General features: G+C 67.6%; 12 protein-coding genes. 11 read left to right on the top strand and 1 reads right to left on the bottom strand.

Going from position 1 to position 14206, the window contains the following annotated elements:
- Window positions 1-81 precede the first annotated feature (81 nt).
- From JOD60_RS09490 to typA, 9 genes are all read left to right on the top strand, one after another.
- Window positions 82-1011: an ABC transporter permease gene (locus JOD60_RS09490; RefSeq protein WP_076690398.1), complete on the top strand. Its 930-nt coding sequence runs from the start codon at window positions 82-84 to the stop codon at window positions 1009-1011.
- Entirely contained in the window at window positions 1001-1957 is a 957-nt protein-coding gene (locus JOD60_RS09495; protein WP_076690399.1) for an ABC transporter permease, read from the top strand. Before JOD60_RS09490 ends, JOD60_RS09495 begins: the two co-directional genes overlap by 11 nt.
- Window positions 1954-3624: a dipeptide ABC transporter ATP-binding protein gene (locus JOD60_RS09500; protein ID WP_076690400.1), complete on the top strand. Its 1671-nt coding sequence runs from the start codon at window positions 1954-1956 to the stop codon at window positions 3622-3624. The genes JOD60_RS09495 and JOD60_RS09500 overlap by 4 nt, the downstream gene beginning before the upstream one ends.
- Before the next feature lie 95 nt (window positions 3625-3719).
- A complete protein-coding gene (locus JOD60_RS09505) occupies window positions 3720-4235 on the top strand; it encodes a PH domain-containing protein (protein ID WP_157127922.1) in 516 nt (171 codons plus the stop codon).
- Window positions 4236-4473: 238 nt separating this feature from the next.
- The gene (locus tag JOD60_RS09510; RefSeq protein WP_076690401.1) at window positions 4474-5457 is read left to right on the top strand and encodes an ABC transporter permease; all 984 of its coding nucleotides are present in this window, start codon (window positions 4474-4476) and stop codon (window positions 5455-5457) included.
- Window position 5458: 1 nt separating this feature from the next.
- Entirely contained in the window at window positions 5459-6385 is a 927-nt protein-coding gene (locus JOD60_RS09515; RefSeq protein ID WP_076690402.1) for an ABC transporter permease, read from the top strand.
- Window positions 6378-8513 carry an ABC transporter ATP-binding protein gene (locus JOD60_RS09520; RefSeq protein ID WP_076690403.1) on the top strand — a complete coding sequence of 712 codons (2136 nt, stop codon included), beginning with the start codon at window positions 6378-6380 and terminating at the stop codon, window positions 8511-8513. The genes JOD60_RS09515 and JOD60_RS09520 overlap by 8 nt, the downstream gene beginning before the upstream one ends.
- Window positions 8514-8579: 66 nt before the next feature.
- Window positions 8580-10271 carry an ABC transporter family substrate-binding protein gene (locus JOD60_RS09525; RefSeq protein ID WP_076690404.1) on the top strand — a complete coding sequence of 564 codons (1692 nt, stop codon included), beginning with the start codon at window positions 8580-8582 and terminating at the stop codon, window positions 10269-10271.
- Window positions 10272-10711: 440 nt separating this feature from the next.
- Window positions 10712-12625, top strand: coding sequence for a translational GTPase TypA (gene typA / locus JOD60_RS09530; RefSeq protein ID WP_076690405.1), 1914 nt, complete (start codon window positions 10712-10714; stop codon window positions 12623-12625).
- Between the two features lie 24 nt (window positions 12626-12649).
- On the opposite strand, the gene JOD60_RS09535 is transcribed toward typA, so the two are convergent.
- Window positions 12650-13012 (bottom strand): DUF2200 domain-containing protein, encoded by a 363-nt coding sequence (locus JOD60_RS09535; protein ID WP_076690406.1) that lies wholly within the window; start codon window positions 13010-13012, stop codon window positions 12650-12652.
- Here JOD60_RS09535 and JOD60_RS09540 point away from each other — a divergent pair.
- On the top strand, window positions 13011-13811 hold the full coding sequence (locus tag JOD60_RS09540; RefSeq protein WP_084201973.1) for an AzlC family ABC transporter permease: 801 nt from the start codon (window positions 13011-13013) through the stop codon (window positions 13809-13811). The genes JOD60_RS09535 and JOD60_RS09540 overlap by 2 nt on opposite strands.
- Window positions 13808-14122 carry an AzlD domain-containing protein gene (locus JOD60_RS09545; protein WP_076690408.1) on the top strand — a complete coding sequence of 105 codons (315 nt, stop codon included), beginning with the start codon at window positions 13808-13810 and terminating at the stop codon, window positions 14120-14122. Before JOD60_RS09540 ends, JOD60_RS09545 begins: the two co-directional genes overlap by 4 nt.
- Window positions 14123-14206: the final 84 nt, after the last annotated feature.

Here is a 14206-nt window from a genome sequence, read left to right on the forward strand (position 1 = left end):
ACACGGCACGATGCTCTTAGCGGGTGCGCCGGATGCGCCGATCGCCGTCCCGGACGCACCCCACATCTGGAGGGAGAGGGGATGCCCGCATACATCCTCAGACGCCTGTTGCAGCTCATACCCGTGTTCTTCGGGGCAACGCTGCTCATCTACTTCATGGTCTTCGCTCTGCCCGGAGACCCCATCCTCGCCCTCTTCGGCGACAAGACTCCCAACCCGGCGGTCATCGCGCAGCTGCGCGCGCAGTACCACCTCGACGAGCCGTTCCTGGTGCAGTACTTCTACTACATCTCCGGCATCTTCCAGGGGAACCTCGGGGTGACCTTCTCGGGTCAGTCCGTCAACGACGTGCTCGCCCGCACCCTCCCGGTGACCGGGCGCCTGGCCGTGATGGCGATCGCGATCGAGTTCGTGCTGTCGATCATCATCGGCACCGCCTCAGCCCTGCGCAAGGGCAAGGTCTTCGACAACACGATGCTCGTCATCGCGCTCATCTTCGTCGCGCTGCCGATCTTCGTCTTCGCCTTCCTCGCGCAGTACTTCCTCGCGATCCAGTGGGGCTGGTTCCGGCCCACGGTGGGCGCGCAGAACGACTGGGGTGACCTGTGGCTTCCGGCCATCGTGCTCGGGTTCAGCCTGTACGCCACGAGCATGCGCCTGATGCGCAGCTCGGTGATCGACACGCTCAACCAGGACTGGGTGCGCACCGCATACAGCAAGGGTCTGTCGCGCTCGCGCGTCATCCCCGTGCACGTGCTGCGCAACTCGCTCATCCCGGTGATCACGAACTCCGCGACCAACTTCGGGGTGCTGCTGGTGGGAGCCACCGTCACGGAGGGCATCTTCAACGTGCCGGGCGTCGGCAAGACCCTGTTCGACGCGATTCTGAAGCACGAAGGACCCACGGTCGTGTCCTTCGTGACCGTCTTCGTCATCATCTACGTGCTCGTCAACCTGTTGGTCGACCTGCTCTACGGCCTGCTCGACCCGAGGATCCGCTATGTCAAGTGATCGCAACGACCCCACGGGGGTGAACCACTACGTCGCACCGGTGGCGTCGACGACCCTCGTCGTCGACGCCGTGAAGGTCGACGAGAAGCCCAGCAACCTGTGGAGCGACGCGTGGCATGACCTGCGCCGCCGTCCCACGTTCTGGATCAGCCTGCTCGTCGTCGCGATCGTGCTGCTGATGGCGATCTGGCCGACGCTGTTCACACAGGTGCCGCCCAACAACGACTGCCAGCTCGCGAACTCCAACGGTGGCCCCACCGATGGGCACCCGCTCGGCTTCACGTTCCTCGGCTGCGATGTCTGGTCCCGCATGGTCTGGGGTGCGCGCACGTCGCTCACGGTGGGTCTGCTCGCCACCCTCATCGGCACCGTCATCGGCCTCATCATGGGTGCGATCGCCGGCTTCTACGGCGGCTGGCTCGACTCGGTGCTCTCCCGCGTGGGCGACATCTTCTTCTCGATCCCGTACATCCTGGCGGCAGTCGTGGTGATGAGCGTGTTCTCCACGAACCGCAACGTCTTCACCCTCGCCTTCGCGATCGGTGGGTTCGCCTGGGCGTCGACGGCGCGCGTCGTGCGCGCAGAGGTGCTGCGCGTGCGCCAGTCCGACTTCGTCACGGCATCCCGCGCCCTCGGGCAGTCGCGGTTCATGACGCTCGTCACCCACGTCGTCCCCAACGCGATCGCACCCCTGCTGGTCATCACGACCATCAGCCTGGCGGCGTCGATCGTCGCCGAGGCGACCCTGTCGTTCCTCGGCGTGGGCCTCGGCAGCGACGTCATGTCGTGGGGCAATGACATCAGCCAGGCGCAGCAGTCGCTGCGCGTGGCGCCGATGGCGCTCATCTACCCGTCGATCATCCTGACGGTGACGGTGCTGGCATTCATCCTTCTGGGCGAGCTCATCCGCGACGCCCTCGACCCGAGAGCGAGGGCACGCCGATGAGCGATGCGACCCGTGCGCCGCTGCTGAGCCTGCGCGATGTGCGTGTGGCGTTCGACTCCCAGTCGGGCACCCGCGAGGTGCTGCACGGCATCAGCTTCGACATCTTTCCGGGCGAGACCGTCGCCATCGTGGGGGAGTCGGGCTCGGGCAAGTCGACGACGGCCTCGGCCGTCGTGAGCCTCCTGCCCGGCACCGGGCATGTCACTTCCGGCAGCATCACGCTGGACGGTGCCGAGCTGACCGAGTACTCGCGCTCCCAGATGGAGTACGTGCGGGGACGCGAGATCGGCTATGTGCCGCAGGACCCGATGTCGAACCTCAACCCGGTCTGGTCGATCGGCTTCCAGGTCAAAGAAGCCGTGCGCGCCAACGGCATCGCCTCCGGCAAGCGTGAGGTCGAAGCCCGCGCGATCGAGGTGCTGAAGCAGGCCGGCCTGGCCGACGCCGAGAAGCGGATGCACCAGTATCCGCACCAGTTCTCCGGCGGCATGCGCCAGCGCGCCCTCATCGGCATCGGCCTCGCGGCCGACCCCAAGCTGCTGATCGCCGACGAGCCGACCTCGGCCCTCGACGTCACCGTGCAGCGGGTGATCCTCGACCACATGGCGAAGCTCACGCGCGAGAAGGGCACCTCGGTGCTGCTGATCACGCACGACCTGGGCCTGGCGGCCGAGCGCGCCGAGCGGATCATCGTCATGAAGGACGGCGAGATCGTCGAGTCCGGCCCGAGCCGGCTGATCCTCGAGAATCCGCAGCATCCCTACACGCAGCGTCTCGTGTCGGCGGCGCCCTCCATCGCCTCCCAGCGCATCCAGGCGGTCGTGGAGGACCGCGGCGTGCAGACCATCGATGACGTCGCCGACGCCGCGCCGACGTTGCGCGTGCGCGACCTGACCAAGGACTACAAGATCCGCCAGGGCGCGTTCCGCAGCGAGCCTTTCCGGGCCGTGGATGCCGTGTCGTTCGAGATCCCGCGAGGCAAGACGCTCGCGCTGGTGGGGGAGTCCGGGTCGGGCAAGTCGACCGTCGCGAAGATGGTGCTGAAGCTGGAGGACCCGACGTCGGGGTCCATCGAGGTCGACGGCGTCGACGTCGCGGGGCTGTCCCGCAAGCGGACGTTCGACCTGCGCCGCCGCATGCAGCCGGTCTTCCAGGATCCGTACGGGTCGCTGGACCCGATGCGCAACATCGGCAACACCATCGCCGAGCCCCTCGACATCCACAAGGTGGGCGACACGGCATCGCGCCGCCAGCGGGTGCGGGAGCTTCTCGATCAGGTGTCGCTGCCGCAGAGCCTCGCCTCGCGCTACGCGAATGAACTCTCCGGCGGTCAGCGTCAGCGTGTCGCCATCGCGCGCGCCCTGGCGCTGAAACCCGACATCGTCATCCTCGACGAGGCGGTCTCGGCGCTCGACGTGCTCGTGCAGGACCAGATCCTGAAGCTGCTCGCCGACCTGCAGTCCGAGCTCGGGCTGACGTACCTGTTCATCACCCACGACCTCGCCGTCGTCCGGGTCGCCGCGGATCTCGTGTGCGTCATGGAGCGCGGCCGTGTCGTCGAGCAGGGGACCGTCGACGAGATCTTCGCGAACCCCGCCGAGGAGTACACGCGCCGGCTGCTGGATGCGATTCCGGGAGCGTCGATCCCCCTGGGCGGCGTGAGCTGATCGGGCGGATCCCGGGACCCGGACGCGCTCCGGGCCCCGGACCCCACGGGGCCGGGCGCGTCTACCGCGCCTGGTCGGGGACGGTCACGCTGATCGTGGCGGGTGTCGTCGCGATCGTCCTGCTCGGCGATGCGGTGCTGCGCGCGGGCTGGGGCGAGATGCTGCTGCTGGCGCCCTGGGTGCTGCTGGCGGTCTGGACGGTCTACACCGTGATGTACGCCTCCATGATCCAGACGGATGCAGGCGGCGCCACCGTGCAGAACTTCCTCCGCCGCACGCGCGTTCCCTGGGGTGCCGTCAGCGACATCCGCCTGCACTATCAGGTGGTGTTCGTGCTGCACTCCGGCGCGCAGGTCAAGGCGTTCGGCGGCCCGGTGGCGGGGCGTCCCGCCCGGGTGGCACCGGGTCGCGACGCTCCGCGCCGCGAGCCGCCCGCGCTGCGCGAGCTGTCTGAGATCCGCGAGCAGTGGGATGCCGCGGCAGACGCCGGAGCACCGGCCGCCGCCTCGGCGGCGCCGACGAAGACGTGGGATGTGGCCGCGATCGCGGCGTTCGCCGCGCTCGTCGCATGGGCGGTGATCGCATTGCTGATCACCGGGGGACCGGCGTGATCGCTGTGCATACTCCGGCATCCTTATCGGAGTCATTTTGCGAGCGCGTCACGAAATGTTACGGTCCTGCAAAGACTGATGTCGGCTCACGATCACAGCCGATCCCAGAGTTAGGGTCGATTCACCGGGTTCACATTCCGGGGATCATCGAACCGGCGCCCACCAGGCGCCGGACGCTGGACGAGGAAGTGGTCATGCTGAGTTCGACCGCCGCTGCAGGAAACCCGGGCGGGCGCCTGTGACCGTCTACATCTTCCGGCGATTCGTCAACTACGCCATCCTGAGTCTCATCGCCACGTGCATGGCGTATGTGCTTGCAAGTGTCGTGCTGGACCCTGCCGCGCGGTTCTACGGCATGAACCCTCGCCCGCCGCAGTCGTCGATCGACGCATCGCTGGACGCGATGGGCGTGAACCCTGCTGTCCCCGTTCTCGTGCGCCTCTGGCACTGGCTGGTGGACTTGTTCACGCAGTTCTCCCTCGGGACCACCGTCGGCGGTGCGCAGGTGACCGCCGAGATCGCCGCGCGATCGGGGGCCAGCCTGCGTCTCTTGCTGATCGGCTCGATCATCGGAGCGATCCTCGGGGTTCTCCTGGGTGTCTGGGGAGCGGTACGGCAGTACCGTCTGAGCGATCAGATCGTGACGTATGCCTCGTACGTCGTGTTCGCGACGCCGACGTTCGTGATCGGTGTGCTGCTGATGATCCTCGCGACGCAGCTGAACAACCTCGCCGGGGTGCAGCTGATCAACTTCACCGGCGAGTACACCGCCGGCATCAGCGGGAGCTGGTGGGATCTCGCGGTGGACCGAGCGGTCCACCTGCTGCTGCCGACGATCGCTCTCGTCCTCATCAGCGCCGCGTCGTTCTCGCGCTATCAGCGCAGCGTCATGCTCGACGTCCTGGGCGCCGACTACATCCGCACCGCGCGTGCGAAGGGTCTCCCGCGCACCAAGGCGCTCTTCCGCCACGGCGTCCGGCTCGCTCTCATCCCGATGTCGACGTTCTTCGCCTACAGCTTTGGCACGCTCATCGCCGGCTCCGCAATGCTCGAGATCGTCTTCAGTTGGCGGGGGATGGGCCAGTTCCAGATCGAGGCGATCGTGAAGAACGACATCAACGCCGTGGCCGGCACCGCGCTCTTCGTCGCGGTGCTCTACCTGATCTCGTCGACGCTCTCCGAAGTGCTCTACGCCGCACTCGACCCGAGAGTGAGGAGCTGACATGTCGGTGATGCAGGAGACCGCCCTCGCGGCGCCGCTCGACCCGGGCAAGGAGGTGACCGCGACGCGCAAGCCGCTCTCACGCAGCGGTCTGGTGTGGCTGCGCCTGAAGCGCATGCCGCGGTTCTGGATCGGGATCACGGTGGTCGTATTCATCGTGCTGTGGGCCTTCATCGGCCCCTTCCTCTACCCGTACGGGATCACGGACCGCGACCCGCTGAACATGGGCATGGGCCCGACGCTGCTGCACTGGTTCGGGACGAACTCGATCGGGCAGGACATCTACGCGCAGACCCTCTCGGGTTTGCAGAAGTCGCTCGTGATCGGATTCGTCGCGGGACCTGCGGCGACCCTCATCGCCGCGATCGTCGGATCGACAGCTGGCTACCTCGGCGGCTGGGTCGACCGCGTCATCCAGTGGTTCATCCTGCTGCTGCTCGTGATTCCCGCCTTCTTCCTTTTCATCCTGCTGAGCCCGCTGATCAAGGGGCTCTCCTGGGTGGTGCTGATGTTCTACATCGCCCTGTTCAGCTGGATGATCATGGCGCAGGTCGTGCGCAGCCAGACCCGCTCCCTGCGCAACCGGGACTTCGTGCGTGCGGCGCGCTACATGGGGATGCCGACGCGCACCATCCTCGGCCGCCACATCATCCCGAACATGGCCTCCCTCCTCATCATCGACGCGACGCTTGGCGTGGTGTCGGCAATCATGTCGGAGACCGCCCTCAGCTACTTCGGATTCGGCATCCAGAAACCCGACGTGTCGCTCGGCACGCTTCTGGCAGACGGCACGGCGGCGGCCGTGACGAGGCCGTGGCTGTTCGTCTTCCCCGCGATGGTGCTCATCGTCCTGCTGTTCGCGATCAGCCTTGTCGGTGACGCGCTGCGCGACGCCATCGACCCGACCTCTGGAATGAACCGTGACTGACGCCCTGATCACCAGCCCCGTTCATCGTCGCCCCGCCGGCGCGCCGCTACTGTCCGTACGTGATCTGAGCGTGACCTTCCCGCAGCGCGACGGTGCCCCTGTGCAAGCGGTGCGGGGCATCTCCTATGACGTGCATCCCGGTGAATTCCTCGGGATTGTCGGAGAGTCCGGATCAGGGAAGTCGGTCTCGTCGCTCGCGGTCATGGGGCTGCTGCCCTCGACCGCCGAGATCACCGGCGCGATCGAGTTCGAGGGACAATCCCTCCTCGGCATGGACGACGCGAAGCTCTCCCGCATCCGGGGCAAGGGATTGGCGATGGTGTTCCAGGACCCGCTGTCGGCGCTGACTCCGGTGTACACCGTCGGAGACCAGATCAGCGAGGCGCTGCGCCTCCACGACAGCAGACTGTCGGTGCACGCGGCAGCCGCACGTGCCGTCGAGCTGCTGAAGACTGTCGGCATCCCGGACGCCGAGCGTCGCGCGAAGGCCTTCCCCCACGAGTACTCCGGAGGCATGCGCCAGCGCGCGATGATCGCGATGGCGATCGCGAACGACCCCAAGGTGATTCTCGCCGACGAGCCGACGACGGCCCTGGACGTGACCATCCAGGCACAGATCCTCGAGGTGCTCGAGAAGGCGAAGGAGATCACCGGCGCCGCCGTCGTGCTGATCACTCACGATCTCGGGGTCGTCGCGGGCCACGCCGACCGCGTGGGCGTCATGTATGCCGGCAAGCTCGTTGAGCTCGGAACCACGGACGAAGTGTTCGCAGCCCCGCAGATGCCGTACACGATCGGGCTTCTCCGGTCGGTGCCCAACATGCTCACGGCGGGAACGCAGCGGCTCGTGCCGCTGGAGGGACGCCCGCCATCCCTCGCGAGTTTGCCGCAGGGCTGCCCCTTCGCCGCCCGCTGCCCGATCGCGGTCGACGAGTGCCGCGAGATCGAGCCCTCGCTCTTGGCCTACGATCCCGGCGCTCCTGATCACGTCGCCGCGTGCATTCGGGCGGGCGAGATCGTCCGCGCCGAGCTCCGTCGAGCCGAGGTCTTTCCTCGTCCGGAGCCCCTCCCCGCCGAGGAGCGCGCGGAGACCGACAGCGCCCCCGTGGTGGAGGTGACCGATCTGAAGCGGCACTTCCCGCTCATGCGCGGCTCCGTGTTCGCTCGGCGCGTCGGCACGGTGCGCGCCGTGGACGGCGTCTCCTTCGCTCTGCGCCCTGCTCGCACGCTCGGACTCGTGGGCGAATCGGGCTGCGGCAAGACGACGACGATTCTCGAGATCATGGAGATGGCGGCGCCCCAGTCGGGCTCGATCGTCATCGAGGGCACCGATGTCGCGTCGGCGTCGAAGAAGCAGATCGCCGCTCTCCGCCGCGACGTGCAGATCGTCTTCCAAGACCCCATGGGTGCCATCGACCCTCGACTGCCCATTGGCGAAGTGATCACCGAACCGCTCTGGGTGCAGGGTGTCCCGAAGGCCGAGCGCGACGCGCGCGTGACGGAACTGCTGGAACTGGTCGGTCTCGACCCCGCCATGGCGGACCGCTACCCGCACGAGTTCTCGGGTGGTCAGCGCCAACGCATCGGCATCGCACGCGCCCTGTCGACCAACCCGGCCGTGCTCATCCTTGACGAACCGGTTTCCGCGCTCGACGTGTCGATCCAAGCCGGCGTGATCAATCTGCTCGAGGATCTCAAGGACCGCCTCGGCTTGTCCTACCTGTTCGTCGCGCACGATTTGGCCGTCGTGCGTCAGATCGCCGACGACGTCGCGGTGATGTATCTCGGTGCGATCGTCGAGCAGGGCCCCATCGCCGAAGTGTTCAATCAGCCGCGGCATCCGTACACCAAGGCTCTGATCTCTGCGGCGCCGATCCCCGATCCGAGGATTGAGCGCGAGCGCACGCGGATCCTGCTCAATGGTGACCTGCCGAGTCCGACACAGGAGATCACGGGATGCCGGTTCCGCACGCGGTGCCCCCTGTACGCGCTGCTCGACGAATCGTCGCAGCGACTCTGTCGCGAGTCGGACCCCTCGCTCACGCCCCACGGCCGGGCGCGTGTTGCGTGCCACCACGTGGACCGTTCCGCGATGGTCGAGCAGGCGGCGCTAGCTGCTGTGTCATGACAGACCCCCTCGACGGCGGCACCATGTCGTCGAGGTCCCCAGAAGGAATACGAGAGGAATGATCACATGAGGACACGGAGTGCGAAGTCGCTCGGCGCTCTCGCGATGCTCAGCGCCGCGGCGTTGCTCATCGCTGGCTGCGCCGCCGGCAACACGGCACCCAGTGATGGCGGGAGTGGCACACCGGCCGCTGAACTCCCGACGGTCGACTGGGATGCGGCGGATGCCGCCGACGTTCAGGACGGCGGCACGCTGAACCTCGCGGTCAACGCGTTGCCCGTCAACTACAACAACCTGCAGATCGACGGCAACGACGTCGACACCAACACGATCCTGTCAGCGACGCAGGGTGGCCCTATCGGGATCAACACCGACGGTGAGCCCTTCGTCAACCAGAACTACGCGTCTTCGGTCGAGCTGATCAGCGATTCGCCGCAGGTCGTGGAGATGAAGCTGAACCCGAACGCGGTGTGGGAGGATGGCACGCCCATCACCGTGAAGGACTGGCAGGCCACTGTCCAGGTCATGAGCGGCAAGGACGAGGCCTATCAGGTCGTCTCGACCACGGGTTACGACCAGATCGCCTCGGTCGAGCAGGGCACCGACGAATTCGACGTGAAGATCACGTTCGACTCGGTGTTCGCTGACTGGCAGTCGATCCTCGGTACTGTCCTGCCAGCGTCGGTGACCGAGAGCGCCGACGCGTTCAACACCGGCTTCACGTCGAAGCCGATGCCCTCGGTCGGGCCGTACGTCATCTCGAACATCGACCAGACGGGCCAGGTCGTGACGCTCACGCCCAACCCGAAGTGGTGGGGCGACAAGCCGAAGCTCGACACGATCCTCTTCAAGGTCGTGAGCCAGGACCAGCAGGGCTCCTCGTTCGCCAACAAGGAGATCGATGCGCTGGAGATCTCGGCCAACGCCGACCTCTACGCGACCGCGAAGTCGCGTGACGACGCCGAGCTGCAGGCCACCAACGGTCTCACCTGGACGCACGTGACGATGAATGCCAAGGAGGGCCCGCTCTCCGACGTCAACGTTCGCAAGGCCGTCGCGTCGATCGTCAACCGCGAGCAGATCGCGGCCGCCGCGAACACGCCGGTCGGCGTCCCCGCGGTGACACAGGGTGACTACATCTTCATGAACGGCCAAGCCGGCTATGAGGACAAGGCATACCCCCACGACCTGACCGCCGCCGAGGGCTTCCTGAAGGATGCCGGATACACGAAGGACGGCGACAGCTGGACGAAGGACGGCGAGCAGCTCAAGCTCACGATCACCGTCCCGGCCGACACCGCCACCAACATTCAGCGCTCCGAGCAGGTTCAGGCCGACCTCGGTGACTTCGGCATTCCCGTGGAGCTCACGACAGTTCCTGCTGCGCAGTACTTCAGCGACTACGTGATCCCCGGCAACTTCGAGATGGTCAGCTTCTCGTGGCAGGGTACGGCGTTCCCGATCTCGTCGTCGGAGGCGCTGTTCTACCCGCTGGACTCCGGTCAGAACTTCACCGGCACGACCGACGACTCGCTCGGCGATCTGTGGACGAAGGCCAACGCGGAGCTTGACCCCGACAAGCGCATCGAGATCGCGAACCAGATCAACGAGGCCATCTGGGCCTACGTTCCGATGTTCCCGATCGCGCCGCTTCCCGAGGTGTGGGCAGTCAAGAAGGGCCTCGTCAACTACGGCGCCACGATGTTCGGCGTGTCGTCGACCGTCGACTGGACCATCGTCGGCTGGGCGAAGTCCTAATCCACTGACGGTACACATCGTCACGTGAGGGGGCGGGTTCCGTAGGGAGCCCGCCCCTTTCGCGACCTTACGGATCCTGGGGGCTCACGGGCGAATTGCGTGCCCCGTAACAAGGCCATTGCCTCGCCATCGTCGTCGATCTACACTCGCAAACCGATCAGAGAAGTGAGGTGTGACGATGTTTCATGCGTTTGCTGGAATTGCCTGGTTGGCCGGGTGCTTCGACATTCGTACGTACTGGTCCTGCGCTGCGGCGGCGTTGCCGCCGGCCGGCGGAGGAGGGGGCATTCGATACTCGCTCTATTGAGCAAACCTAGAGAACGCCTGGTGAGGGGCGGGGCCTGCGGGCCCCGCCCCTCACTGCGGTATCCTGGAACGTCGGCCCCTTCGGCAAGCCCGGGCCGTCTCACCGACTTTCCCCACTCTTCGTTAGGCACTTCATGGCGCACGCCCTCCGCCCGGACCTCCGCAACGTCGCGATCGTCGCGCACGTCGACCACGGTAAGACCACCCTCGTGGACGCGATGCTGCGCCAGACCGGCTCGTTCGGCGAGCACGCTCACGTCGAAGAGCGGGCGATGGACTCGAACGACCTGGAGCGTGAGAAGGGCATCACGATCCTCGCCAAGAACACGGCGATCACCTACAACGGCATCCACACCGACGCGCCCGTCACCATCAACGTGATCGACACCCCCGGTCACGCCGACTTCGGCGGCGAGGTCGAGCGCGGACTGTCGATGGTCGACGGCGTCGTCCTGCTCGTCGACGCCTCCGAGGGCCCGCTCCCGCAGACCCGCTTCGTGCTGCGCAAGGCGCTCGAGGCGAAGCTCCCGGTCATCCTGCTCGTCAACAAGACCGACCGCCCCGACGCCCGCATCGCCGAGGTCGAGGAGGAGGCGCACGACCTGCTGCTCGGCCTCGCCTCCGACCTCGTCGACGACGTGCCCGACCTCGACGTCGACGCGCTGCTCGACGTCCCCGTGGTCTACGCGTCCGGGCGGGCGGGCGCGGCATCCCGCACCCGTCCCGAGAACGGGTCGCTGCCCGACAACGACGACCTCGAGCCGCTGTTCGAGGCGATCCTGGAGCACGTTCCCGCCCCGTCGTACGACGACGAGGCGCCGCTGCAGGCGTGGGTGACGAACCTCGACTCCTCGCCCTTCCTCGGGCGCCTGGCCCTGCTGCGCGTGTTCAACGGCACGCTGAAGAAGGGGCAGACGGTCGCGTGGGTCCGCCACGACGGCTCGCACTCGAACGCCCGGATCACCGAGCTGCTGAAGACCCGGGCCCTCGAGCGCTACCCGGCCGAGTCGGCCGGCCCCGGCGACATCGTCGCGATCGCCGGCATCGAGGAGATCACGATCGGTGAGACCATCGCCGACCCCGAGGACGTCCGCCCGCTGCCGGCGATCACCGTCGACGACCCCGCGATCTCGATGACGATCGGTACGAACACCTCGCCCCTCATGGGCAAGGTCAAGGGCCACAAGCTCACCGCCCGCATGGTCAAGGACCGCCTCGACCGCGAGCTCATCGGCAACGTCTCGCTCAAGGTCGTCGACATCGGCCGTCCCGACGCGTGGGAGGTGCAGGGCCGCGGCGAGCTCGCCCTCGCCATCCTCGTCGAGAACATGCGCCGCGAGGGCTTCGAGCTCACCGTCGGCAAGCCGCAGGTGGTCACCCGCCGCGGCGAGGACGGCAAGCTCAAGGAGCCCTTCGAGCACCTCACGATCGACGCGCCCGAGGAGTACCTCGGCGCGATCACGCAGCTGCTGGCCGCCCGCAAGGGCCGCATGGACACGATGACCAACCACGGCACCGGCTGGGTGCGGATGGAGTTCATCGTCCCCTCCCGCGGCCTCATCGGCTTCCGCAGCGAGTTCCTCACCACGACCCGCGGCACCGGCATCGCCAACGCCATCTCGCACGGATACGACGACTGGGCGGGCCAGATCACGACGCGCCAGAACGGCTCGATCGTCGCCGACCGCGCCGGTGTCGTCACCCCCTTCGCGATGATCGCGCTGCAGGAGCGGATGAGCTTCTTCGTGCAGCCCACCGAAGAGGTCTACGAAGGCATGGTCATCGGCGAGAACTCCCGCGCCGACGACATGGACGTCAACATCACGAAGGAGAAGAAGCTGACGAACATGCGCTCGTCGACGTCGGACTCCTTCGAGTCGATGACTCCGCCGCGCGTGCTCTCGCTGGAGGAGTCGCTCGAGTTCGCCCGCGACGACGAATGCGTCGAGGTCACCCCCGAGAAGGTGCGCATCCGCAAGGTCGTGCTCGACGCGACCGAGCGCGGCCGCGCCACGGCCCGCGCGAAGCGCCAGGACGCCAGCGCCTGACCGCCGGGTCGCCGCCGGGGTGTGTCAGGCGCGGAGGATCTTCTCCATCGCCTTGCCCCTGGCGACCTCGTCGACGAGCTTGTCGAGGTAGCGCAGCTTCTGCATGAACGGGTCGTCGATCTCCTCGACCCGCACCCCGCAGATGACCCCGGTGATGAGCCCCGCGTGGGGGTTGAGCGTCGCGTCGTCGAAGAACTCGACGAACGTCGAGCCGTCGCGAACGTGACGGGCGATGTCGGCGTCGTCGAACCCGGTGAGCCAGCGGATGACCTCGTCGACCTCGGCCTTCGTGCGTCCCTTGCGCTCGACCTTCTGGATGTACAGCGGGTAGACCGACGCGAAGGTGAGGGCGCGGATGCGCTTCTGCGCGAGCTCGCTGGTGTCCATGCCTGCCAGGGTACGCCAGCCCAGTAGGCTCGGGCGGGTGAGTACGGATGCCGCCGCGGACGCCTCGCGTCGCGCGTGGCGCGAAGGGCTCGGCGTCGCCCTCGCCACGAGCGCCTACGGGATCTCGTTCGGGGCGCTCGCCACGGCATCCGGTCTGGATATCTGGCAGACCTGCGTGCTCAGCCTCGTGATGTTCACCGGCGGATCGCAGTTCGCGTTCATCGGGGTGATCGGCGCCGGGGGAGTCGCGGCGGCCCCGGCCGCGATCGCCTCGGCGGGCCTGCTGGGCATCCGCAACGTCGCGTACGGACTGCGCATGGCGCCGGTCGTCGGCGTCGACCGCCTGCGCCGACTGATCGCGCCGCACTTCACGATCGACGAATCCACCGCCGTCGCGCTGGCGCACACCGAGCCGCGCGCCCGCCGGGTCGGCTTCTGGGTGACCGGGATCGGCATCTACGTCGGCTGGAACCTCACGACGCTCCTCGGTGCGCTCCTCGGCGATGTGCTCGGCGACCCCCGCGCGTACGGACTGGATGCGGCGGCCGCCGCGGCCTTCCTCGCCCTGCTCTGGCCCCGGCTGCGGCAGCGGCAGGCGATCGCGGTCGGTATCGCGGCGGCGGTCGTCGCGACGGTGTTGACGCCGGTGCTCATGCCGGGTATGCCGGTGCTCGTCGCGGCGGTCGTCGCGATCGTCGTGGGATGGACGAACTGGCTCGGCGCGTCTGCGACGCCCGCGCCCGTCCTCGGCGAGGCGCCCGCCCCGCGGCGGCCCGAGGGACCGGGGCAGGGGACGTGACCCTCTGGACCGCCGTGTTGGCCGCGGCGCTGCTGTGCTTCGCGCTGAAGGCCGTCGGCTACCTCATCCCGCCCCGATGGTTCGAGGCGCCGGCGCCGTCGCGCATCGTCGACCTGCTCACGGTGGCGCTCCTCGGCGCCCTCGTGGCGGTGCAGACGCTCGGCGTCGGTCAGCAGATCGTGCTCGACGCGCGGGTGCCCGCCCTCGTCGTGGCGGCCGGGCTCCTCATCGTGCGGGCGCCGTTCCTCGTCGTCGTGGTCGCCGCCGCGCTCGTCGCAGCCCTGTTGCGGCTCTGGGGACTCGCCGCGTGATCGCCGCGGGCCCGTTCGAAAAGCGCCACGGGCTGTGAATCCGGCATCCGGATCGCCATTCCCGGCTCTCCAACGGATGCCGCC

Source organism: Microbacterium aurum (assembly GCF_016907815.1).
Classification (GTDB): Bacteria; Actinomycetota; Actinomycetes; order Actinomycetales; family Microbacteriaceae; genus Microbacterium; species Microbacterium aurum.